Below are 22,740 nucleotides of genomic sequence, written 5' to 3'. Positions count from 1 at the left end.
CTATCGTCAGGGCTCCGGCGCGATCAGCCGGTCGTCGGCGGTGTCGCGTACGGTGATCGCCTCCACCGGGCACGAGTCGGCCGCGTCGGTGACCGGCTCGCTCGGCGTGATCAGCTCGGCGACCGGGGTGGAGAGCCCGTCGACGAGGACGAAGTGTTTCGGTGCGGCTCCGGCGCAGACGCCGGAGCCGATGCAGCGGCGCGGGTCGACCCGGACCCGCCAGGTCCCGCTCACCACGTCACCGGCATGTGCTTGAGGCCGCGTACCAGCATTCCGCTCTTCCAGACCAGCTCCGCCTCGGGTACGGCGAGCCGCAGCTCCGGCAGCCGGGTCAGCAGCGAGCCGATCGCCACCTGTAGCTCCATCCGGGCCAGTTGGGCACCGAGACAGTGGTGTACGCCGTGTCCGAAACCCATGTGCGGGTTGTGGCCACGGCTCACGTCGAGCCGGTCCGGATCGGTGAAGACCCGGTCGTCCCGGTTCGCCGAGCCGAGTTCGACGATCACCGGTTCACCGGCCCGGACCAGCACCCCGCCGAGTTCCACGTCCTCGAGCGCGTACCGGGCGAAGCCGGACGCGGCCCCGAGCGGCACGTGCCGGAGCAGTTCCTCGACCGCGCCGGGCAGCAGCGTGGGGTCGGCACGCAACCGGGCGAGTTCGTCGGGGTGCCGCAGCAGGGTGTAGACGAAGTTCGGGATCTGGGTCACGGTCGTCTCGTGCCCGGCGGCCAGCAGCCCGGCGGCGAGCCGGACCATCTCGTCCTCGGTGAGCCGGTCCTGGTCCTCGTCGCGGGCCCGGACCATGGCGCCGAGCAGGTCGTCGGTGGGTTCCTCGCGGCGCTGCTGCACCAGCCCGGCCATGTAGCCGTTTAAATTGTCCAGGTATTCCTGGATCGTTTCCGGCGGCAGCGAGGTGGTCGAGACGATCGCCTCGGACCAGCGGTGGAACTTGTCCTCGTCGGCCACCGGCACGCCGAGCAGTTCGCAGATCACCCGGATCGGAAGCGGGGTGGCGAACCGTTCGACCAGGTCGACCGGGGGACCGGTCTCGACCATGGCGTCGATCAGTTCGTCGGCGATCTGCCGGGTACGCGGGCGCAGCCGCTCCACCCGACGGGCGGTGAACGCCTTCGCCACCAACGTACGGATCCGGGTGTGCTCGGGCGGGTCCATGCTGAGGATCCCGGTGGGCAGCCGCTGCGGCGTACTGCGCGGTTCGTCGCGTTCGGCCGCCGCGGCGCGGCTGAACCGGGGATCGCCGAGCACGATCCGGATGTCGGCGTAGCGGGTGGCCAGCCACGCCTCCTCGCCGAACGGCATCCGGATCCGAGTCAGTGGTTCCCGCTCACGCAACTCGGCGTAACGCGGGTCGAGGTCCAACCGCTCCGGCGGGTTGAACGGGTAGGCATGGGCGCTGGACACCTGCTGGATCTCCGTCACCGGGGCTCCTGTCGTCGGCTGGCGCGTACGGCATGCGGCGGCGCGACCACGACGTGAGGACTCACCTCAGGTCATGCTCCGGGTACGGATCGTAGCGAAGTGGGTGTATTCCTGCCACTGGTGACGGTCGATCTCAGTCCCGTCGCGCGGCCAGTTCGGGCAGCAGCTTGTCCAGCCGTACCGGCAGTTCGCGGACGCGTACCCCGGTGGCGTGGTGCACCGCGTTCGCCACGGCGGCGGCCGAACCGACGATGCCGATCTCGCCCACCCCCTTCACCCCGAGCGGGTTCAGGTGCGGGTCCTCCTCCTCGATCCAGTGCGCGTCGATCTCCTCGATGTCGGCGTTCGAGGCGATGTGGTAGGTGGCGAGGTCGTGGTTGACCCAGTCGCCGAACCGGGAGTCGAGCAGCCCCTCCTCGTGCAGCGCCATCGAGACACCCATGGTCATGCCGCCGATGAGCTGGGAGCGGGTGGTGGTCGGGTTGACCACCCGACCGGCGGCGAAGACCCCGAGCATCCGTCCGACCCGGATCTCGCCGCTGTCGACGTCGACCCGTACCTCGGCGAAGTGCGCGCCGAAGGCGTAGCGGGCGTACTGCGGCTGCTGACGCTGGGCGGCCAGGTCGTCCGAGGTGTCCACCCGTACCCGCAGGCCCTCGTCCGGGACCCGGCCGTCCGGCTGCTCCCGCAACCGGTCCCGCAGACCGTGGCACGCCTTCCAGACCGCCCAACCCCAGGACGCCGTACCCATCGAGCCGCCGGCCACCGCCGCCGAGCCCAGGTCGCTGTCGCCGATCCTGATCCTGACCCGTTCCGGCGGCGCGTCGAGGACGTCGGCGGCGATCTGCCAGAGGGCGGTACGCGCCCCGGTGCCGATGTCACTGGCGTTGACCCCGATGTCGTACGTGCCGTCCGGGTTGGCCTGGACCGTCGCGGTGGATGCCCCGGCGCGCGCCGGATAGCTGCCCCCGGCGACGCCGGTCCCGTAGAGCCACCGCCCCCGTCGGCGGGCACCGATCGCCGGATTCCGACCGGACCAGCCGAACCGCTCGGCGCCCTCGCGCAGGCAGGCCACCAGGTTCCGGCTGCTGTACGGTCGACCGTCCTCCGGGTCGGCCCGGGTGTCGTTGCGGATCCGCAGTTCGACCGGGTCGACACCGCAGGCGACCGCCAACTCGTCCAGTGCCGACTCCAGCGCGAACGAACCGGGGCACTCGCCCGGGGCGCGCATCCAGAACGGCGTCGGTACGTCCAGCCGGGCCAGCCGGTGCGTGGTACGCCGGTGCGGCGCGGCGTACATGCCCCGCCCGTACGTCGCGGTCTGCTCGGCGAACTCGGTCAGGGTGGAACTCTGACCGATCGCGTCGTGCCCGAACGCGGCCAGCCGGCCGTCCGCGTCGGCGCCGAGCCGGACCCGCTGGATGGTCGGCGTGCGGTATCCGACCAGGGAGAACAGGTGCTGGCGGGTGAGCGCGAGCCGGACCGGTCGATCGACCTCGCGAGCGGCCATGGCGGCGAGCACCACCGGGGCGCGGGGATTGCCCTTGGAACCGAAGCCGCCGCCGACGTGTTCGGCGATCACCCGTACCGCGCCGGGGGAGAGGTCGAAGAGCTGGGCCAGGGACTCGGCGACCCGGCTCGCGCCCTGGTTGGAGTCGTGCACCAGCAGGCGACCGTCGAGCCACTGGGCCGTCGCGGCGTGCGGCTCCATCGGGTTGTTGTGGTAGGCCGGGGTCCGGTAGACGTGGTCGACCCGGACCTCGGCCGCCTCGAAGCCGGCGTCGAAGTCGCCGATCGCGGTGTCCGTCGGGTAACCGGCGTTGACCACGGTGGGCTTGTAGAGGGCCGGGTGCCGTTCGGTCAGCACCGTGCTGTGCGGCAGGGTGTCGTAGTCGATCCGGACCAGTCCGGCGGACTCCCGAGCCGCCTCCAGGGACTCCGCGACCACCAGCGCGACCACCTCTCCCCGGAAGTGCACCTCGGGCCGTTGCAGGAGGAACAGGTCCTGGTCGGTCTCCGAGTGCAGCCGGGGCGCGTTGACGTACCAGAGCACCCGCAGCACCCCGGGGACGGCGAGGGCGGCGTCGGGGTCGACCCGGGTGATCCGGCCGCGCACCACCGTGGCCTGCACCGGCCAGGCGTACGTCACCGGCTCGACCGGGTACTCGACGGCGTAGCGGGCGGCGCCGGTCACCTTGTCCCGCCCCTCCAGCCGGGCGTGCGGCCGTCCCACCACGTCGGTCGGCGCGTTCACCGGGCCGCCGCCTCGACCAGGTCGGCCAGCGTACGTACGGTCAGGTTGCGGACCAGCTCCACCTTGAACCCGTTGTGCCGCAGCGGCCTGGCCTCGGTCAACTCCTCCTCGGCGGCCAGCGTGAAGCTCTCCACGGTGGCCGGACGACCACGCAGCGCCGCCTCGGCCAGCCGGGCCCGCCAGGGTCGGTGCGCCACCGCGCCGAAGGCGATCCGTACGTCGCGGACCAGCGCGCCGTCCAGGTCGAGCGCCACCGCGATCGAGCCCGCAGCGAAGGCGAACGAGGCCCGGTCGCGGGCCTTGCGGTAGGTGGAGCGGCGGGAGTAGGGCAGCGCCGGCACCCGTACCCCGGTGATCAGGCCGCCCGGCGCCATCGTCGTCTCCTGGTCCGGCCGGTCACCGGGCAGCCGGTGGAACTCGGTCAGCGGGATCTCCCGGGCGCCGTCGGGCTCCAGCACCTCCACCCGGGCGTCGAGCGCGGCGAGCGCCACCGCCATGTCCGACGGATGGGTCGCCACGCAGGACGGTGACCAGCCGAAGATGGCCAGGTCCCGGTTCTGGCCGTCGAGCGCCGAGCAGCCGTCGCCGGGCACGCGCTTGTTGCACGGCTTGCCGACGTCCTGGAAGTAGACGCAGCGGGTGCGTTGCAGCAGGTTGCCGCCGACGGTGGCCATGTTGCGAAGCTGACCGGAGGCGGCGGCCAGCAGTGCCCGGGACAGCAGCGGGAAGTCGCGCCGGACGGTCGGATGGGCGGCCAGGTCACTGTTGCGTACGGTCGCCCCGATCCGCAGACCCCCGTCGGGCAGTGGTTCGACCGAGCCCAGGGCGAGCCGGGTCACGTCGACCAGCAGCCGGGGGCGTTGCACGCTCAGCTTCATCAGGTCGACCAGGTTCGTCCCGCCACCGAGGTACGCGGCGTCCGGTTGGCCGGCCACCAGCCGTACCGCGTCGGCCGGGTCGGTGGCCCGGTGGTAGCGGAAGCTCCTCACCGGCCCGCCTCCGCGGTCGCCCGGATCGCCGCCACGATCTGCGGGTACGCCGCGCAGCGGCAGAGGTTGCCGCTCATCCGTTCCCGGATCTCGTCGTCGGTCAGTCCCGGTGTGCCGGCCAGGTCCTCGGTCACCACACTCGGCCAACCCATCCGGATCTCGTCCAGCATGCCGGTCGCCGAGCAGAGCTGGCCGGAGGTGCAGTAGCCGCACTGGAAGGCGTCGTACTCGATGAAGTGCCGCTGGATCGGCCGCAGTTCACCGTCCTCGGCCAGGCCCTCCACGCTGACCACGGCGGAGCCGGCCGCCGCCACCGCGAAGATCAGGCAACTCTTCACCCGGCGGCCGTCGAGCAGCACCGTGCACGATCCGCACTGGCCGTGGTCGCAGCCCTTCTTCGAACCGTAGAGGCCGAGGTGCTCGCGGAGCGCGTCCAGCAGGGTGGTCCGGTTGTCCAGCCACAACTCGTGCTGCTCCCCGTTGACCGCCAGACCGACCGACGACCGTTCCGTCCCGTCGGGCATGTCCATCGCGCCTCCCACGCATTCCTCCGGATAAGTGCAGATTATCCGGTTTCATGCGGGTGGGAGGCTGCTTTGCGCTGTCCGGCTGCCCGTCGGCGTCCGGGGCGCCCTACCCGTTCGGTCGGCTTCCCCGGGCGACCTACCCTTCCCCAACCAACCTCGGGTACGACCTACGCTTCCCCACCGACCTCGCGTACGACCTGGTCGGTCAGGGCGCCGATGGCCGGGATGACCAGTGCGGCCAGCCGCCGCGCGTCCGGGTCGATCGGGTAGGAGGCGTGCGGCACCGCGATCACCCTGGTCCCGGCGGCGCTGGCCGACCGTACGCCGTTCGACGAGTCCTCGATCGCCACACACCGGTCCGGGGCCGCCCCCAGCTTCTCCGCCACCTGGAGGTACACGTCCGGAGCAGGTTTGCCCCGGGCGACCTGCTCGGTGGAGAGCGTCACCGCGAAGGCGTCGGTCAGTCCGGTGGCCCGCAGCGCCGCCTCGATCAACCGGGCCGGGGACGAACTCGCCAGCCCCAGCGGCCAGTGCCCGGCCAACCCGCGTACCACCAGGTCGGCCCCGGCGATCAGCGGTACGTGCGCGAGGTAGCGCCGGGCCATCTCGTCCACCACCTCGGTGGCCACCTGCTCCGGTGTCCGGTCGACGCCGAGCTCCGCGCTCAGGTACCGGGCCCACTCCCCGGTGCTCATCCCCATCAGTCGACGCTGGCTGTCCGGCTGCCAGGTGCCACCGTGTTCGGCCACGTAGTGCCGGCGGACCTCCTCCCAGACCGGCTCGGAGTCCACGATCACGCCATCCAGGTCAAAGATCACCGCGTCCGTCACGCACCTATCGTGCCCGACCGCACCGGTCCGCCGACGGCTGGTCTCGGATCGCCCCTCCCGGGCGTCCCGACCCGCCGGCGGCTGGTCTCGCATCGGCGCTCCCGGGCGTCCCGATCCGCCCGCTCGCCGCGCCGAGGTGATGATTACGCTCCGTGTGCACGGCTGGGCGATTCTTCCGCCCGCGTGTCGTTCACGCCGGTCCTTCCGGTCCTGAGTGGACTCTTCGTCGGCCGCTGTCGCCGGTCCGCCGACATCACCCGGATCTGACCCGTCTACTCGCTGTCGTCCGGGGTAATCGCGGTTGTCCGGCATCGACGGCGCGCGGGCGGCGAGAGGGCTTGTTCTTCTGTCCAGAACCCGCTCCGGCGTGTCGACTCCCGTTACACAATGTGACGAGACGCTACGGAACGGGGTGGGGATCATGAAAGAGAGGCGTCGGGCCACGCGGTGGGTGGCGGTGGTCGCCGCCGTGCCACTGGCCCTCGCGGCGGCCTGCACCAGCAGCCAGGAGAAGAAGGACGGGGGGCAGTCCGCCCCACCGCCGCAGTTGGCCATCAGTCCGGCGGCAAACGCGAAGAACCTCCCGATCAGCACCGAGGTCGGACTGACCGTCACCGGCGGCAAGGTGACCGAGGTGAAGCTCACCGACGACAAGGGCGGCAAGGTCTCCGGTGCGCTCCGCCCGGACGGTACGTCCTGGATTCCGGAGAAGGCGCTGAAGAACAAGCAGTCGTATACCGCCCAGGTCACCGCGACCAACGACGCGGGCAAGAGCGTGACCCAGACGACCAGCTTCACCACCATGGACAAACCCGCCAAGGAGGTCTTCTCCACCCTCTACGTGCAGGACAAGCGGACCTACGGGGTGGCGATGCCGGTGGTCGTCGACTTCGACCCGGGGGTGCCGAAGGAGCGGCGGGCGGACGTGCAACGCCGGCTGTTCGTCAACACCAACCCCGCGCAGCCCGGTGCCTGGCACTGGACCGAGGACGGACAGCAGGTCTTCTACCGGGCCCCGGACTTCTGGAAACCCGGCACCGAGATCACCGTACGGGCGATGCTCAACGGGGTGCCGATGGGCAAGGAGGGCTTCGGTGACGCCGACCGGAGTGCCAGCGCGAAGATCGGCAGCAACAAGGTCACACTGGACATCGACAACCGCACCAAGCAGATGTCGGTCTTCAAGGACGACAAGCTGGTACGCAAGATCCCGGTGAGCCTCGGCAAACCGAGCACCCCGACCTCCAGCGGCAAAATGGTGATCATGGAGAAGCATGAGCAGACGGTCTTTGACACGACCGGCTCGGCCGACCCGTACGTGGTCACCGTTCAGGACGCCCAGCGGTTGACCTGGGGCGGTGAGTTCATCCACTCCGCGCCATGGTCCGAGGGGGACCAGGGCAGCACGAACGTCTCGCACGGCTGCACCAACGTCTCCGCCGCCGACGCCGCCTTCCTGATGAAGACGACCTCGGTCGGTGACCTGGTCACCATCCGGGGCACCGAGGTCACCCTCGACAACGGCAACGGCTGGACCGCCTGGAACATGGACTGGAAGGAGTACGTCAAGGGCAGTGCGCTGCCCGTACCCCAGGACCTGAAGCCGGCGCCCGCCCCGCCCGCAGCGGCCGGCGCCCCCGCCCCCACCGGCTCCCCGTCGGCGAACCAGCCCCCCGCCCCCGCCCCCACCGCCCCCGGCGGCTAACCCCGCCGGTAAGGAAGGGCCCCTTCTTATCGTTTTTTGTATAGGAAGGGGCCCTTCCTAACGTCCTTGTACGGGCACGAGCTTTGATCGACTTGTGGCGTTGACGGGCTTAGCATGTGTGGCCGATGGAACTGTCTCGATGCACCCCCTGACCGGTTCCGGCCACGAGCCCGATCGAAGGGAATCGCCCATGCGCCGACCCCGTCGCCTGGTACTGCTCAGCACCACCCTCACCGGTGCGTTGGTACTGACCGCGCCGGCCACCCCCGCCCTGGCCTCGCCCGACGTGACCCCACCGACCATTGTGGTCAGCGACGGCATGACCCAGCCGGTCTTCTCCTTCGCCGACGCGATCGAACAGCGTGTCTTCGTGCAGACGCCGTTGGACACCGATCACGACGGTCGCCTCGACCGCGTCGCGATCGACATCTCCCGTCCCGCCGAGACCGCCACCCAGGGCTTCAAGGTGCCGGTCATCTTCGAGCACAGCCCGTACCGCAAGGACACCTGGGACGACGTGCCGTACCCGAGTGTGCTGGTGGACGAGCTGCCGCAGAACGGGCTGACCCACCGCGACGCGGCGCGTTCGGGCGACGGTGCCGAGGCCCGCGCCCTGGCCAAGGCCAACCTGCCCGGCTCGCTCGACGACTACTACGTGCCGCGCGGGTACGCGGTGGTGCTCGGCCAGAGCATCGGCACCGGCGACTCCGACGGCTGCCCGACCAGTGGCGACCGGGCCGAGACGCTCGGCACCAAGGCGGTCATCGACTGGCTCAACGGTCGGGCCCGTGGCTTCGACGCGACCGGCGCGCCGGTCACCGCCGACTGGACCACCGGCGCGGTCGGCATGACGGGGGTCTCCTACAACGGCACCCTGCCGAACATGGTGGCCACCACCGGGGTCAAGGGACTCAAGACGATCATCCCGGTCTCGGCGATCAGTAGCTGGTACGACTACTACCGGGCCAACGGGCTCGTCGTCGCCCCCGGCACGTACCAGGGTGAGGACGCCGACATCCTGGCCCAGTACACCGCCGGGCAGGCCCGTGCGGAGGGGACCTGCGCCGACGAGATCGCCGAGATCACCCAGGAACAGGACCGGGTCAGCGGCGACTACACCCGGTTCTGGGCCGAGCGGGACTACCTCGGCGGCGCCCGTGACGTGAAGGCCAGCGTCTTCGTCGTGCACGGCCTCAACGACTGGAACGTCAAGACAGAGAACTTCGCCGGCTGGTGGGACCAGCTCGCCCGGTACGACGTACCGCGCAAGATCTGGCTGCACCAGGGCGGCCACGGTGGGCCGGGCAGCGGCGCCACCGTACCGCTGCCCGACGGTCGGTCGTGGACCTACAAGCAGACCGAGAACCGCTGGTTCGACTACTGGTTGTGGCGGGTCCCCAACGGCATCATGGACGAGCCGACCGCCGTCGTGCAGCGGGAGAACCGGGCCTACACCACGTACGCGAACTGGCCCGACCCCGGCGCGCGCGAGGTCGACCTGAAGCTCGCCGCGACCAGCGCGACCGCACCCGGCACCCTGACCACCGGCAAGCCGCGCAACAGCAAGGTCGAGCAGAGCTTCGTCGACGAGGGGCGCACCATCGCCCCGACCCAACTCGTGGCGCAACCGGACACCGCCAGCCCGAACCGGCTGGTCTACACCTCGCCCGTGCTCGACCAGGACGTCCGGATCTCCGGGCGGCCGGAGATGCGGCTGCGGATGGCGATCGACAACAAGCCGGACGCCAACCTGACCACCTACCTCGTCGACTACGGCCCGGTCGGCTCGACCGCCGTGCCGGTGGTGGTGACCAGGGGCTGGACCGACCCGCAGAACCGCAGGGACGCCGACCGCACCGAGGCGGTGAAGCGAGGCAAGCTGTACGACTACCGCTGGACCCTGGAGCCGAAGGACTACGTCTTTGCCGCCGGCCACCGAATCGGCGTGGTCGTCTTCTCCACCGACCAGGAGTACACCCTGCTGCCGCTGGGCGGGACCCGACTGCGGGTCGCGCCGCACGACAGTGAGCTGCGGATCCCCGTGGTCGGCGGACGGTCCGCGCTCGGCTTCTGAACGACACGCACCACGCCGCGAAACGGCCGTACCAACGCCGCGAAACGGCCGTACCAACGCCGCGAAACGGCCGTACCAACGTCGCGGAACGGCGGTACCGGCGTCGCGGAACGGCGGTACCGGCGTTTTCGGCACAGCACCGGAGTCAACCGGCCGCCGGGGAGGACATCCCCGGCGGCCGGTTGGTTAGATGGACCTCATGATCTCGCGCTTCGGTACGGACTCACTCCCCGGTACGGCACAGTGGTGACCCGGGTCGCGGTCACCGGCGGCAGCGGCAAACTCGGCCGAGCAGTGGTGACCGACCTGCTCGACCACGGCTACCGGGTGGTCAACCTCGATGCGACGCCGCCGGTCGAGGCACGGTGCCCGTACACGAGGGTGGACCTGACCGACTACGGCCAGACGGTCGAGGCGCTCGGCGCGATCGACGACCGGCACGACGGGGTGGACGCGGTGGTACACCTCGCGGCGGTTCCCGCGCCCGGCCTGCGTACCAACTCGGCGACGTTCCACCACAACATCGCCGTCACCTACAACGTCTTCACCGCCGCCCGCGCCCTCGGTGTCCAGAACGTGGTCTGGGCCTCCAGCGAGACGCTGCTCGGGCTCCCGTTCGACACCCCGCCGCCGTACATCCCGATCGACGAGGGTTACCCGGCCCGGCCGGAGAGCAACTACGCGCTGGTCAAGCACCTGGAAGAGGAGCTGGCCGGGCAGTTGTGCCGGTGGGAGCCGAGGCTCAAGATGATCGGACTGCGGTTCTCGAACGTGATGGAACCGGACGACTACGCCGCCTTCCCCGGTTTCGACGCCGACCCCACCCTGCGGAAGTGGAACCTCTGGTCGTACATCGACTGCCGGGACGGAGCCCAGGCGGTTCGGCTGGCCCTGGAACACCCGGGGACCGGGGTGGACGTCTTTGTCATCGCCAACGCCGACACCGTGATGGGTCGTCCCAGCGCCGAGTTGGCCGCGGAACTCTTCCCGGACGTGCCGCTCACCCGCGAACTCGTCGGCAACGAGACCCTCATGTCGATCGACAAGGCCCGCCGGGTGCTCGGATACCAGCCCACGCACACCTGGCGCGACCACGCCTGACGTGACCACGCCTGACGTGACCACGCCTGACGCGACCACGCCTGACCGGACCGGCCAGCCGCGCGGGCGACGGAGGTCACCGGGTCCGCGCCGCTGGTCGGGGCGGTCGCCGGACTAACATCTGGCGTTGTCGCCACGAAGGGATCACCCGCATGAACAGCAGCCCGCCGAGCACTCCGCCGGTGTTCCGCGCCGCCACCGAGGCCGATGTGCCGGCGCTGGTCGCCCTGGTCGAGTCGGCGTACCGGGGTGAGTCGAGCCGGGCCGGCTGGACCAGTGAGGCGGACCTGCTGGAGGGGCAGCGTACCGACACCGAGGGCGTCACCGAGGTGGTACGCAAGGCGGGCGGCCAGGTGTTGATGTTGGAGTCCGAGGGTGCGCTGCTCGCCTGCTGCCAGTTGGAACGGCACGACGGGTACGCGTACTTCGGCATGTTCGCCGTTCGTCCGACGCTCCAGGGCGCCGGGATCGGTCGGCTGGTGCTCAACGAGGCGGAACGGATCGCGCGGGACGAGTGGCACATGGGCGAGCTCCGGATGACGGTGATCACGGCCCGGGAGGAACTGATCGCCTGGTACGTCCGGCGTGGCTACCGCCGTACCGGCGAGCTGAGCCCGTTCCCGTACGGGGACGAGCGGTTCGGCCTGCCGACCCGGGACGACCTGGAGTTCGAGCTGCTGGTGAAGAAGCTCGGCTGAACCGTTCACCGGTCGGTCACCCCGTCCCGGCGAACCGGACGCCGGCTTCGATGATGCGCTGGATCTCCGCGCGGAAGAAGCCGGTCAACTCCGCGCACCGGTCGAGGTCCACCGGCCCGCCCTCGCCGGTGGGCAGATCCGGGTACGGGCTGCCGAGCACGAAGATGTTCTCGTCGTTGTACTGGTTCGCCGGAGCGGTGTAGTTGAACGAGCCGGCGATCACGGTGCTGTCGTCGATCGTCATCAGTTTGTGGTGCAGCTTGCCGAAGGCGGGTGACCGGACCGGGGTGTAGAGCGCGATCTGGGCCCGGTCCAGGTCGTGCGTCGCGGCCCAGCGCTGTGCCCCCTGCCCGGGGTCGACCGCCCCGGTGACGGTGCGGCCGGCGGCGGCCAGGGCGATCATGGCGTCGTCCAGGCCGGACGAGCCGGCGAAGGTGAAGACGGCGAAGTCCACCCGGTCCGTCGCCTTCAGCATCTGCTTCATGATCTCCAGCTCCGGGGCGTGGTCGGGGGCGAAGAGCACCTTCACCGGCACCCCGCCGAGGTTGTAGGCCCGGGGCACCCGTCCGTGCGTACCCCGTCCGAACTGCCCGGCCCGGAGCTGGGCGAACTCGCCCGCGTACGCCTGGCAGATCCGTGCGTCGTGGAACGTCACCACGTGGTTGAGGTTGCGGTGGCAGTCGGTTCCGGTGAAGTTCGCCGAGCCGGAGAGCACCGCCGAGGTGGCGCCGGCCCGCCGCCGGTAGTCGCGCACGATGAACTTCTGGTGGAAGATCTCCGGGTTGTAGTCGGCCTTCACGTCGATCGCACAGCGCAGCAGTGCGGCCAGGATGGTGCGGTTCGGTTCGAGGCTGCGGCTGCCCGGTTCGGCCGCCCACTGGGTCCGCCGCTGGGCGTCCGCCGCCGATTCTCCGGCCTTCGCCGTCACTTTCGGTGGTTTCGCCGTACGGAGATAGTCCTGTTCGAGCACGATCCGGATGTCGACACCGCGAAACTTCGCGTCCAGCATTGCCTGTGCGATCGGCTCCGAGTCGAGTTCCTGTACGGCCACGTCAAGAGAGTCCTTGGCGCCGGCGATGAACCCGACGATGACCTGTTCGAGATCGTCTGCGGCGCCGAGTTCGGGCGGCCCGACGAAGGCCTGGATCTTGCCCGCGGCGAAGGTAGTCATGCCTGTCAGGCTGACACTCCGTGACCTGGTCCGGTGTCGGCTTCGTGCACATCGGCGGCGCCGGAACACGCGTCAGCGGCACGAGCGGGGGATTGCGGCCTATCGGCCCGATCGCACCCGGACCGGTCACCCCGCACGCGCCCGGACCGGCTGCCCGACGTACCGGAACCGGGGACCAGGGCCGGGGGGTCAGGACCGGCCGAGGCCGTTGAGCAGTGTGTCGACGAGCAGGTCGGCGGCCTGCGGTGGGTCGATCTCGGGGAACCGGTGGGCGGCGCTGTCGACCAGGTCGTCCAGCACCGCGCGGGCCCAGCCGACCGGCAGGCCGGCGCGGAGCAGACCCTCGTCGGCGGCGCGCCGTACGAACCGGTCGAGGCGCTGGCTCTGCTCCTCGCGACGCGCCCGGGCGACGGGGTCGGCCCGCATCATCCGGCGGGTGTCCAGCGGCCATTCCCGGCTGACCGGGATGATCCCCTCCACGTAGCGGTGAAGTGCCACCGCGACCGGTGCCTCCACCAGCCGGGCCTCGTCCAGGACCCGGGACGCCGAGTCGAGCTTGGCCTGGAAGACCGCGGCCAGCAGCGCCTCCCGGGTGGCGAACCGTCGGTAGACGGTCCTGCGGTCGACCCCTGCCTCGGTGGCGATGGTGTTGATGGTGGTGGTGGGGTCCTCGGCGAGCAGCCGTGCCCCGGTACGCAGGACGTTCGACAGGTTGCGCGCGGCGTCGGCTCTCATGGTGGTCAGATCGTACCTCCTGTGGCAGCTAGTCGCACTGCGACCTCACTCACGTGCTGGCTCAGTCAATAAGTGCTACGTTGATGGGGCAGTTAAGTCGTCATCGCATCAGGAAGAGAAGGCTCATGATCATCCGCGACAGGTTGTTCGTCGGCGGCCGTTGGGTCGCGCCGAACACCCCGAACCTGCTGGACATCCGCTCCCCGCACGACCAGTCCCTGCTCGGCAGGGTGGCGCAGGCCGGTGACGCGGACGTCGACCGGGCGGTCGAGGCGGCCCGCGAGGCGTTCGACCACGGCCCCTGGCCGCGTACCGAGCCGGCGGAGCGGCAGGAGATCATCCGGCGGTGGAACAAGCTCCGTGAGGCCCGGGCCGACGAGATCGCCGCGACGATCTCGGCCGAGAACGGCTCGGCCGGCTGGTTCACCAGGATGGGACAGCCCTTCCTCACCCGCCAGGTCAACGCCTATCTGAGGGCGGCCGAGGAGCTGCGCTGGGAGGAGATCGTCGAGCCCTCCGACCCCTCGGTCTCCTTCGACACCATCGTGCGACGGGAGGCGATCGGCGTGGTCGCCGCCGTCATCCCGTGGAACTCGCCGTTCTCGGCGGCGACGGCCAAGCTCACACCGGCCCTGCTGGCCGGAAACACGGTGGTGCTGAAGGTGTCGCCGGAGAACTCCCTGAGCATGATGCTGCTGGCCGACCTCTTCGCCGAGGCCGGGCTCCCCGACGGGGTGCTGAGCATCCTGCCGGCGGACCGGGAGACCAGCGAGCACCTGATCTCACATCCCGGGGTGGACAAGATCGCGTTCACCGGCTCCACCCGAGCCGGCCGGCGCATCGCCTCGATCGCCGGCGAGCAGCTCAAGCGGGTCAGCCTGGAACTCGGCGGCAAGTCCGCCGCGATCATCCTGGAGGACGCGGACGTTCCCGCCGCCGTCGCCGGGCTCAGGTTCGGCTCGCTGGCCAACAACGGTGAGGCGTGCATCCTCCAGACCCGGATCCTCGCCCCGCGCGGCCGCTACGAGGAGATCGTCGGCGCGCTGAAGGAGATGGTGGAGTCGCTGAAGGTCGGGGACCCGGCCGAGCCGGACACGTTTGTCGGCCCGATGATCCGCGCCGACCAGCAGCAACGCGTGATCTCCTACATCGAGCTGGGCATCGCGGAGGGCGCCCGGCTGGTGACCGGCGGACCACGGATTCCGGTCGGGCTGGAGCGGGGCAACTACGTCACGCCGACCCTCTTCGCCGACGTCGACAACGGCATGCGGGTCGCGCAAGAGGAGATCTTCGGGCCGGTGCTGGTGGTCATCGCGTACGACGACGAGGACGACGCCGTACGCATCGCCAACGACTCCGAGTACGGCCTCTCGGGTGGCGTCTGGTCCGCGACCGACGAACGCGCCCTGGCTGTCGCCCGTCGGCTGCGTACCGGCACCGTGACCGTCAACGGCTCCCCGATGAGTTTCGACGGGCCGTTCGGCGGCTTCAAGGCCAGCGGCATCGGTCGCGAGTACGGCAAGCTCGGTCTGGCCGGGTACCTCGAGAACAAGACGGTCACCCGCAATCACTGATCCGGGCGTCGTCCGGTCCGCAACCGTCCTGTCGAGCCGGCGCCGACCGGCCGCGCGGCGTGCCGTCAGCGGTGGTGGCAGGCTTGGCGCATGTACCGGGAGACCCCGTCCGACCGGGTGGCCGGCGCCGTCCTGTGGTGGAGCACGCACACCGGGCCGACGCCGCCACCGCCGACCCGGGTCCTCCCCGACGGCTGCACCGACCTGATCTGGTCCTCCGGGCAGGGACTGCTGGTGGCCGGCCCGGACACCACCGCGAAGGTCGGTACCGGCGTACCGGGGGAGCGGTGGATCGGGCTGCGGTTCCCGCCCGGCACCGGGTCGAGCGTCTTCGGCCTGCCCGCATCCGAACTGCGGGACCAGCGGGTGCCGCTCGGCGGGCTCTGGCCCGGTGCCGTCGCCCGTGAACTCGACGAGCGACTGGCGTACGCGTCCCGCCCCGAACGGCTGATCGAGGCGGTCGCGACAACCCGGCTACGCGAGCGTGGCGGCCCCGACCCGATCGCCCGGGAGGTGACCGCCCGGCTCGTCACCGGCGACGGCGTGGCCGCGACCGCGGTGGACCTCGGGCTCAGCCCTCGGCAGCTCCAGCGGCGCAGCCAGGAGCTGTTCGGGTACGGGCCCAAGACCCTGGCCCGGATCCTGCGGATGCAGCGGGCGCTGGCCCTGCTCCGGGCCGCGATCCCGGCCGCCGAGGTCGCCGCGCGGACCGGATACGCCGACCAGTCGCACCTGACCAGGGAGATCAGGGCACTGGCCGGCGTGCCGCCGCGCGAACTGCTCCCACCGCCGCGCGAGCCGCTTCCCGAGCCGCCCCGAGCGGACCAGCCGATCGGGGTGGACCAGCCGATCGGGACGGATCAGCCGAGCGGGGCGAACAGGTCGACCGGGTTGCCGTCGGGGTCGAGCAGCGTCGCGTAACGCTGGCCCCAGACCGCGTCCCACGGTTTGAGATGGCCGGTGTAGCCCGCGTCGGTCATCTCGGCGTACGTCGAGTCGACCTCGGCCGGGTTGTCGCAGAGAAAGGCGAGACTGCTTCGGGGCGTGCCGGTGGGCGGGGTCCAGCCCGGGTCGAACGAGGCGATCGTCTCGGCGGTGTCCCAGCACAGGCGCAGCCCGCCCGGCAGGTTCGCCTCCACGTGCGGGTCGCCGTCGACGCCGGCCGGGACCTGGAGGCCGAGCCGTCGGTAGAACGTCAACGATGCGCCCATGTCGGCCACGACCAGGCCGATCACATTGAGTCGAGGTGTCATCGGACCACCGTATTCGCGCCCCGGCCGAATCGTCTTGAAGGAATCGGACACCCGCCGGGCGTGTCGAACCGGACACCGAGGACAAGGTCCGCAGTGCCTCTGCGAGCGGGAGATCTCCGGCGTACCGTGTGGTTAACGGAACCTGAAGCCCAGACGAGCACAAGGTTTCCGATAGTGGTCGCTGCCCGCCGCACACCAGGTCGGGCCCCGACCGTGACGGCCGGGGCGGACTGACCGCCCGGTGCCGTGTCACCAGGCGGGACGAACAGGGAAGGGGCGGTGCGAGATGGACCTGGCCTATCTGGATGCCGGATCCGGCAGTCTCATCGTGCAGGCCGTGATCGGCGGTGCCGCCGGAGTGGCGGTGGCGGCGAAGCTGTACTGGCGCCGGATCTTCGGCCGGTTCCGCCGCCAGCCGGCCGAGAAGGACTAGAGCGGAACGGCCGCCTGTGACACCGCCACGACTCTCGTCGCCGCCGACCGCTGCCCGGGTCGAGCCCGGGTCGTTCCGTGACCCCGGCAACCGGATCTTCCACCTCGACGGTCAGGTGCTGCGCGGGCTCGACCGGCGGGCCGCCGAGGACTGGCAGGCGCTTGCCGGCAGTGACTTCCTCCCGGCCCTGATCGCGGCCGGCAAGGTCTGCGGCACCGAACCGGTCGACCGGAGCAGCCTTTCGCTCGGCGACGACGACCGTTGGCACACGGTGTTGCGGCACGAGCGGATCCCGTTTGTCTCGTACCCGTACGAGTGGTCCTTCGGCATGCTCCGCGACGCCGCGCTGCTGCACCTGGAGATCCTCGCCGCCGCGCTGGAAGCCGGCTTCAGCACCAAGGACGGCTCGGCGTACAACCTCCAGTGGCGCGGCGCCGCTCCGGTCTTCATCGACATCGGCTCGTTCGAACCCGCCCGGGAGGGCGAACCCTGGGCCGGCTACCGCCAGTTCTGCCAGACCCTGCTCTATCCGTTGATGATCCAGGCCCATCTCGGCCTGGACTTCCAGCCCTGGCTGCGGTCCCGGATCGACGGCGTCGAACCGGGGCAGATGCGTCGTCTCCTCGGCGGCACCCGCCGGTTCTCGGCCGGGGCGCTCAAGCACGTCCACCTGCACGACGCGATGCAGACCCGGCACGCCGCCGCGAGCACCGGGGCGGTCCGGGAGGAGTTGCGCGACGCCGGCTTCTCCCGGGACCTGGTGCTGGCCGGCGTACGGGGAATGGAGAAGCTGGTCCGCCGGCTGGACTGGCAGCCCCCGACCAGCCACTGGGAGAGCTACCGGGAGACCTGCACCTACTCCGACTCGGACGCGAGAGGCAAGCAACGGTTCGTGGCGGCGGCCCTCGCCGGGGGCCGGAGCCGCCCCGAACTCGTCCTCGATCTCGGTGCCAACGACGGCGACTACTCCCGCCTCGCCGCCCGCCACGCCGCGTACGTGATCGCGGTGGAGAGCGACCCGGCCGTGGTCGAGCGGCTCTACCAGCGGCTGCGCGTCGACGGTGAGCGGCGCATCCTGCCGCTGGTGATGGACCTGGCCGACCCGTCGCCCGGCGGTGGCTGGCGCGGGGTCGAGCGGGCCCCGTTCGCCACCCGGGCCGGGGCCGAGGTGGTGCTCGCCCTCGCGGTCGTGCACCACCTGGCCGTCGGCCGCAACGTGCCGCTGGCCGAGATCGTCGACTGGCTGGTCGGTTTCCTGGCCGGGGCGGGCACGGACGGTCGCCTGGTGGTCGAGTTCGTGCATCCCGAGGACCCGATGGCGCGACGGCTGCTGGCCAACAAACCCGCCGGGCTCTTCCCGGACTACCGACGCGACGAGTTCGAGCGGCTGCTCGCCGGACGGTGCGAGATCACCGCGCGGGAGGAACTGCCCTCCGGCACCCGTACCCTCTACGTCGGGACCCCGCGTGGCTGACCCGGCCGGGCCCCCGGAAAACGGTGGCGCGGCGCCAGCCGCATTTCCCGGACCCGGCGGCGCGGCGCCGGCCGGACCGCCGGGTGACGCGCCGGGTCCCGGGTCCCGTGGTCCGTTCGCCCGCTGGTGGCGCGCCGAACTGCCGATGCTGTTGGAGACACTGGCTCTCTGCGGACTCGTGGTCACCCAGCCACTGCTCGACGTCACCGGCCGCAGCCCCGACTTCTTCCTCTTCTACGGCGCCGGACCGGCCCAGATCCTGCTGCTGGTGCTCCTCTTCACGCTCCCGCTCCCGCTGCTGCTCTGGGGAATCGGAGCCCTCACCCGCTGGGGTGGCCCGACCCTGCGTGGTGCCGTACACACCGGCACGCTCGGGCTGTTGCTCGCCGCGCTCGCGATCCAGGTGGGCAAGCACCTGCTGCCGGTACGCGGGCTGCCGCTGGTGCTGATCGCGCTGCTCGTCGGCGCCGCCGGGGCGTACGCGTACCGGCGGTTCCGGGCGACCGGGCAGTTGCTGCGGGTTGCCTCGGTCGGGCCGCTGGTCTTCGCCCTGCTCTTTGTCTTCGCGTCGCCGGCCTCGGCCGTGGTGCTGGCGACCGAGTCCGGTTCGGGTCCGGGGGCCGCGCGCAAGGCGGCCAACCATCCCCCCGTGGTGCTGCTCGTCCTCGACGAACTGCCGCTGATCTCCCTGCTCGGTCCCGGTGGCACGATCGACGCCGAACGGTTCCCCAACTTCGCCGCGCTCGCCGGAGGATCGACCTGGTACCGCAACGCGACCGGGGTCAGCGGCTGGACCCCGTACGCGTTGCCGGCGATGCTCACCGGCCGCTACCCCTCCTCGGTACGCGCCCCGCACTACTCGCAGTACCCGGACAACCTGTTCACGCTCCTGGACGGCACCTACGACCTCAAGGTGCAGGAGAGCATCAGCCAGCTCTGCCCGCCGACCGTCTGCGGTGCCCGCACGGCGCCGGTCACCGGCGGCCTGCCGGTGCTGCTGCGGGAGAGCGCCGGGCTGCTCCGGCAGATCGCCTCTCCGGTCGACGTGCCGGACGATCCGGAGTCGTCCTACCGGGAAGCCACCCGGGAGGAGGCAGGCCTCGCCGAGCAGGAGCGGCAGCCGGGGCCGACCGACCCGAGGTTCCGCTGGGGCGAACTGGACGTCAACCAACCGGCCCGGTTCACCCAGTTCCTCGACGGGCTGCGACCGGCGAAGCGCCCCACGTTGCACTTCCTGCACCTGCTGATGCCGCACACCCCGTGGCACTACCTTCCCTCCGGAATCCGTTACGAGTCGCCCCCCGGGGTGCCGAACGACGGTGACGGATGGGTGCAACTGGCCCGGGAGCGCCATCTGCAACAACTCGGGTACACCGACCGGCTGATCGGCGAGACGCTGCGTACGCTGCGCGAGTCCGGGCTCTACGACGACGCGACGCTGGTGGTCACCGCCGATCACGGACTCAGCTTCACGCCGGGCGTGCAGGGCCGGGGACGGGCCGCGATCGACCGCACGCCGGGCGAGGTGGCCTGGGTGCCGATGTTCGTCAAGGAACCGGGACAGCGGGCCGGTCGCGTCGACGACCGCAACTGGGAACACGTCGACCTGTTGCCCACCATCGCCGAACAGGCGCATGTGGAGATCCCGTGGGCCGTCGACGGGGTGGTGGCGCCCCGGGAGAGCCGGCAGCGTACGGAGAAGCGGTTCCACGACCAGCCGACCTTCGCCCTGTCGATCCCCGGCAGTGTCTTCGCCGACGTCCTCAGCGGTGCCGCCTGGCCGAAGCTGCCCGCACCCCCGCTACCCGAGCTGATCGGGCGCGACCCCGCTGACTTCCCGATCAGCGACGCCGGGGTGGTGGGCACCGTGACCAACCGGGCCGCCTTCTACGACATCTCCGGCGACGGCGGCCGGCTGCCGTCGCTGGTGTGCGGTACGGTCCCGGCGTCGGTGCCCGACGGCGCCCGGTTGGCGATCGCGGTGAACGGCCGCATCGGCGCGGTCGTCCCGGTGGTGGAACCGGACAAGCACGGCCGTAGGTTCGGCGCCCTGCTCACCGACGAGTCACTCTTCGTGCCGGGCGCTAACCGACTGGAGTTGTTCCTGGTCAACGACGGTCCGGTATTGCGCCGTTTGGGTATGTGACCAGGTCGGCATCCGAGTCGCCGGTTTCGCAAGTGGGGTGATGCGTGACGCATCCCTCACCCCTCGACCATGTCGAGCTGTTGGTTCCGCGCCACGATTACCGTAGGAACAGAGGCAATTCAACGAAGATTTTGCCGCCGAAGCGAGGAACCACATGACGGATGTCAAGCTCGACCACCCCGGCGGGCAACTGTCTATGCCGGTGCGGCCCGCTGTCGAGGGCCCGTCCGGGATCGGCGTCGGCAAGCTGTTGAGCGAGACCGGGTACACCACCTATGACCCCGGTTTCGTCAACACCGCCGCCTGCTCCTCGGAGATCACCTACATCGACGGTGATGCCGGTATTCTGCGCTACCGGGGTTACCCGATCGACCAGCTCGCCGAGAAGGCCTCCTTCCTGGAGGTCTCCTACCTGCTGATCTACGGCGAACTGCCGACCGCCCAGCAGCTCACCGAGTTCAGCGAGTGGATTCGTCGCCATTCGCTGCTGCACGAGGAGATGCGGCGCTTCTTCGACGGGTTCCCGCGCGACGCGCACCCGATGGCGGTGCTCTCGTCGGCGGTGAGCGCGATCTCCACCTTCTACCAGGACAGCCTGGACCCGTTCGACCAGGAGCACGTGGAGATCTCCACCGTGCGCCTGATGGCGAAGGTGCCCACGATCGCGTCGTACGCGTACAAGAAGTCGATCGGGCAGGCGCAGCTCTATCCGGACAACTCGCTCGGATACGTCGAGAACTTCCTGCGCATGACGTTCGGCGTACCGGCCGAGAACTACGAGGTCGACCCGGTCGTCGCCAAGGTGCTCGACATGCTCTTCGTGCTGCACGCCGACCACGAGCAGAACTGCTCGACCTCGACCGTCCGGCTCGTCGGTTCCAGCCAGGCCAACCTGTTCGCCTCGGTCTCGGCCGGGGTGAACGCGCTCTTCGGCCCGCTGCACGGCGGCGCGAACCAGGCGGTGCTGGAGATGCTGGAGGGCATCCGGGCCGAGGGCGGCGACGTCGCGTCGTTCGTCCGTCGGGTGAAGGCCAAGGAGCAGGGCGTCAAGCTCATGGGCTTCGGGCACCGGGTCTACAAGAACTACGACCCTCGGGCGGCCATCGTCAAGAAGGCCGCGCAGGACGTACTCTCCCGGATGAACAAGCCGGACCCGCTGCTCGACCTCGCGATGCAGCTCGAGGAGATCGCCCTCGCCGACGACTTCTTCGTCTCGCGCCGGCTCTACCCGAACGTGGACTTCTACACCGGCCTGATCTACAAGGCCATGGGATTCCCGACCAAGATGTTCACCGTGCTGTTCGCGCTCGGCCGGCTCCCCGGCTGGATCGCCCAGTGGCGCGAGATGATCTCCGACCCGGAGACCAAGATCGGCCGCCCCCGGCAGATCTACGTCGGCGCGGCCGAGCGTGCCTTCGTGCCGGTCGAGCAGCGCTGAGAGCGCCCTCACCGCACGGACCGCCGTGACGCAACCGGCCGCCGACGCCCTCGGGCATCGGCGGCCGGTGCGTATCTCCGGAACTTCGCGACGGGTCAGCGTCCGGCGACGGCGAGCAGGTTCCCCGCCGGGATCGCCAACGCGGGTCGGCCGTGTGCCATCCGTTCGGTGGCCTGTGCGGCGTTGAACTCCGCGGAGTGGCCGATCGCGTTCGCGTACGTCGCCGAGGTGCGCTGGGCGATCGACGCCCATCCGTACTCGTCGGCCACCATCCGGCGGGCCCGGCGAGCCAGTTGCCGGGCCCGGTCGCTGTCGACCAGCAGCGAGTGTACGGCGTCCACCAGCCCGTCCGGGTCCTTCGGCTGGAAGGTCATCCCGTTCACCCCGGACTGCACGATCTCGGCCAGGCCGCCGGTGGCGGCGACCGCGAGCGGAGCACCGGCGGCGGCGCCCTCGAGCGCGACCATGCCGAACGGCTCGTAGATGCTCGGCACCGCGAAGCAGTCGGAGGCCGCCATCATCGCGGGCAGGTCCGAACCGCCCAGGAAGCCGGGCAGGGTCACCGCGCCGCGCACCCCGAGCCGGTCGATGTCCGCCTCCAACTCGCCCCGGTACGGGCCGTCGCCGGCGATCACCAGTCGCAGTCCGGGGTGTCGCTCGCGCAGCCGGGGCAGGCCGGCGATGAGGTGCTGGACGCCCTTCTCGTAGACCAGCCGGCCGGCGAAGGTGACCAGTGGCCCGTCCCCGGCGAACCGCTCCCGGGCGGCGGCGACGGCGGCGGCGCTGGCCTGCCAACGGTGCGTCTCGACTCCGTTGGGGACGACGTCGATGCGGTTGGTGGGGAGGTGGAAGAGGTTGTTGACCTGGTCGCGCATGTAGCCGGAGCAGGTGATGACGCG

General features: G+C 70.7%; 19 protein-coding genes and 1 pseudogene. 10 read left to right on the top strand and 10 right to left on the bottom strand.

The window, feature by feature from the left end:
- Positions 1-6: 6 nt before the first annotated feature.
- From ACI2K4_RS30455 to ACI2K4_RS30430, 6 genes are all read right to left on the bottom strand, one after another.
- The gene (locus tag ACI2K4_RS30455) at positions 7-234 is read right to left on the bottom strand and encodes a ferredoxin (protein WP_404516324.1); all 228 of its coding nucleotides are present in this window, start codon (positions 232-234) and stop codon (positions 7-9) included.
- Positions 231-1,439, bottom strand: a complete 1,209-nt coding sequence (locus ACI2K4_RS30450; protein WP_404516322.1) for a cytochrome P450 — start codon at positions 1,437-1,439, stop codon at positions 231-233. Before ACI2K4_RS30450 ends, ACI2K4_RS30455 begins: the two co-directional genes overlap by 4 nt.
- Positions 1,440-1,572: 133 nt before the next feature.
- The gene (locus ACI2K4_RS30445; protein ID WP_404516320.1) at positions 1,573-3,693 is read right to left on the bottom strand and encodes a xanthine dehydrogenase family protein molybdopterin-binding subunit; all 2,121 of its coding nucleotides are present in this window, start codon (positions 3,691-3,693) and stop codon (positions 1,573-1,575) included.
- The gene (locus ACI2K4_RS30440) at positions 3,690-4,682 is read right to left on the bottom strand and encodes an FAD binding domain-containing protein (protein WP_404516318.1); all 993 of its coding nucleotides are present in this window, start codon (positions 4,680-4,682) and stop codon (positions 3,690-3,692) included. Before ACI2K4_RS30440 ends, ACI2K4_RS30445 begins: the two co-directional genes overlap by 4 nt.
- Entirely contained in the window at positions 4,679-5,206 is a 528-nt protein-coding gene (locus ACI2K4_RS30435; RefSeq protein ID WP_404516431.1) for a 2Fe-2S iron-sulfur cluster-binding protein, read from the bottom strand. The genes ACI2K4_RS30440 and ACI2K4_RS30435 overlap by 4 nt, the downstream gene beginning before the upstream one ends.
- 170 nt (positions 5,207-5,376) lie before the next feature.
- Positions 5,377-6,039, bottom strand: a complete 663-nt coding sequence (locus ACI2K4_RS30430; protein ID WP_404516316.1) for an HAD family hydrolase — start codon at positions 6,037-6,039, stop codon at positions 5,377-5,379.
- Between the two features lie 421 nt (positions 6,040-6,460).
- Between ACI2K4_RS30430 and ACI2K4_RS30425 the strand changes: the two genes are divergently transcribed.
- The 4 genes from ACI2K4_RS30425 to ACI2K4_RS30410 all read left to right on the top strand — a co-directional run bounded on the left by ACI2K4_RS30425 (position 6,461) and on the right by ACI2K4_RS30410 (position 11,617).
- Entirely contained in the window at positions 6,461-7,744 is a 1,284-nt protein-coding gene (locus ACI2K4_RS30425) for an Ig-like domain-containing protein (RefSeq protein ID WP_404516314.1), read from the top strand.
- Positions 7,745-7,934: 190 nt separating this feature from the next.
- Positions 7,935-9,818, top strand: a complete 1,884-nt coding sequence (locus ACI2K4_RS30420; RefSeq protein ID WP_404516313.1) for a Xaa-Pro dipeptidyl-peptidase — start codon at positions 7,935-7,937, stop codon at positions 9,816-9,818.
- Between the two features lie 246 nt (positions 9,819-10,064).
- A complete protein-coding gene (locus ACI2K4_RS30415) occupies positions 10,065-10,919 on the top strand; it encodes an NAD-dependent epimerase/dehydratase family protein (RefSeq protein WP_404516312.1) in 855 nt (284 codons plus the stop codon).
- Positions 10,920-11,071: 152 nt separating this feature from the next.
- Entirely contained in the window at positions 11,072-11,617 is a 546-nt protein-coding gene (locus ACI2K4_RS30410) for a GNAT family N-acetyltransferase (protein ID WP_404516311.1), read from the top strand.
- Between the two features lie 16 nt (positions 11,618-11,633).
- Here the strand turns inward: ACI2K4_RS30410 and ACI2K4_RS30405 are convergent, their stop codons facing one another.
- Both ACI2K4_RS30405 and ACI2K4_RS30400 read right to left on the bottom strand, forming a co-directional pair.
- Positions 11,634-12,788 carry a phospholipase D-like domain-containing protein gene (locus ACI2K4_RS30405; RefSeq protein WP_404516309.1) on the bottom strand — a complete coding sequence of 385 codons (1,155 nt, stop codon included), beginning with the start codon at positions 12,786-12,788 and terminating at the stop codon, positions 11,634-11,636.
- 189 nt (positions 12,789-12,977) lie between these two features.
- On the bottom strand, positions 12,978-13,523 hold the full coding sequence (locus tag ACI2K4_RS30400; protein ID WP_404516307.1) for a TetR/AcrR family transcriptional regulator: 546 nt from the start codon (positions 13,521-13,523) through the stop codon (positions 12,978-12,980).
- A gap of 125 nt (positions 13,524-13,648) precedes the next feature.
- Between ACI2K4_RS30400 and ACI2K4_RS30395 the strand changes: the two genes are divergently transcribed.
- Positions 13,649-15,097 (top strand): aldehyde dehydrogenase, encoded by a 1,449-nt coding sequence (locus ACI2K4_RS30395; RefSeq protein WP_404516305.1) that lies wholly within the window; start codon positions 13,649-13,651, stop codon positions 15,095-15,097.
- Between the two features lie 90 nt (positions 15,098-15,187).
- Positions 15,188-15,880 (top strand): annotated as a pseudogene (locus tag ACI2K4_RS30390) (helix-turn-helix domain-containing protein); the annotation flags it as partial.
- A gap of 77 nt (positions 15,881-15,957) precedes the next feature.
- Here ACI2K4_RS30390 and ACI2K4_RS30385 read toward each other — a convergent pair.
- Complete coding sequence (locus tag ACI2K4_RS30385; protein ID WP_404516304.1) at positions 15,958-16,350, bottom strand: VOC family protein; 393 nt, start codon at positions 16,348-16,350, stop codon at positions 15,958-15,960.
- A gap of 286 nt (positions 16,351-16,636) precedes the next feature.
- Here ACI2K4_RS30385 and ACI2K4_RS30380 point away from each other — a divergent pair, with 286 nt between their 5' ends.
- From ACI2K4_RS30380 to ACI2K4_RS30365, 4 genes are all read left to right on the top strand, one after another.
- Positions 16,637-16,783 carry a hypothetical protein gene (locus tag ACI2K4_RS30380; protein ID WP_404516302.1) on the top strand — a complete coding sequence of 49 codons (147 nt, stop codon included), beginning with the start codon at positions 16,637-16,639 and terminating at the stop codon, positions 16,781-16,783.
- A gap of 16 nt (positions 16,784-16,799) precedes the next feature.
- A complete protein-coding gene (locus tag ACI2K4_RS30375) occupies positions 16,800-18,257 on the top strand; it encodes a methyltransferase (protein ID WP_404516300.1) in 1,458 nt (485 codons plus the stop codon).
- The gene (locus ACI2K4_RS30370) at positions 18,250-20,403 is read left to right on the top strand and encodes a sulfatase-like hydrolase/transferase (protein WP_404516298.1); all 2,154 of its coding nucleotides are present in this window, start codon (positions 18,250-18,252) and stop codon (positions 20,401-20,403) included. The genes ACI2K4_RS30375 and ACI2K4_RS30370 overlap by 8 nt, the downstream gene beginning before the upstream one ends.
- Before the next feature lie 154 nt (positions 20,404-20,557).
- A complete protein-coding gene (locus tag ACI2K4_RS30365) occupies positions 20,558-21,841 on the top strand; it encodes a citrate synthase (protein WP_404516296.1) in 1,284 nt (427 codons plus the stop codon).
- Positions 21,842-21,936: 95 nt separating this feature from the next.
- Here the strand turns inward: ACI2K4_RS30365 and ACI2K4_RS30360 are convergent.
- On the bottom strand, positions 21,937-22,740 hold an 804-nt coding region (locus ACI2K4_RS30360; protein WP_404516295.1), incomplete at its 5' end, for a glycosyltransferase family 4 protein.

It is taken from the genome of Micromonospora sp. NPDC050397 (genome assembly GCF_044901685.1).
Taxonomy (GTDB): Bacteria; Actinomycetota; Actinomycetes; order Mycobacteriales; family Micromonosporaceae; genus Micromonospora_G.
Note: the sequence above shows the minus strand (reverse complement) of the source record. Positions and strands in the feature narration are given on the sequence as shown.

Excerpts from the sequence above, each read along its gene's own strand:
- ACI2K4_RS30405 (WP_404516309.1), bottom strand. The coding sequence starts at position 12,788 with ATGACTACCTTCGCCGCGGGCAAGATCCAGGCCTTCGTCGGGCCGCCC.
- ACI2K4_RS30385 (WP_404516304.1), bottom strand. The coding sequence starts at position 16,350 with ATGACACCTCGACTCAATGTGATCGGCCTGGTCGTGGCCGACATGGGC.
- ACI2K4_RS30420 (WP_404516313.1), top strand. The coding sequence starts at position 7,935 with ATGCGCCGACCCCGTCGCCTGGTACTGCTCAGCACCACCCTCACCGGT.
- ACI2K4_RS30395 (WP_404516305.1), top strand. The coding sequence starts at position 13,649 with ATGATCATCCGCGACAGGTTGTTCGTCGGCGGCCGTTGGGTCGCGCCG.
- ACI2K4_RS30425 (WP_404516314.1), top strand. The coding sequence starts at position 6,461 with ATGAAAGAGAGGCGTCGGGCCACGCGGTGGGTGGCGGTGGTCGCCGCC.
- ACI2K4_RS30400 (WP_404516307.1), bottom strand. The coding sequence starts at position 13,523 with ATGAGAGCCGACGCCGCGCGCAACCTGTCGAACGTCCTGCGTACCGGG.
- ACI2K4_RS30410 (WP_404516311.1), top strand. The coding sequence starts at position 11,072 with ATGAACAGCAGCCCGCCGAGCACTCCGCCGGTGTTCCGCGCCGCCACC.
- ACI2K4_RS30380 (WP_404516302.1), top strand. The coding sequence starts at position 16,637 with ATGGACCTGGCCTATCTGGATGCCGGATCCGGCAGTCTCATCGTGCAG.
- ACI2K4_RS30365 (WP_404516296.1), top strand. The coding sequence starts at position 20,558 with ATGACGGATGTCAAGCTCGACCACCCCGGCGGGCAACTGTCTATGCCG.
- ACI2K4_RS30435 (WP_404516431.1), bottom strand. The coding sequence starts at position 5,206 with ATGCCCGACGGGACGGAACGGTCGTCGGTCGGTCTGGCGGTCAACGGG.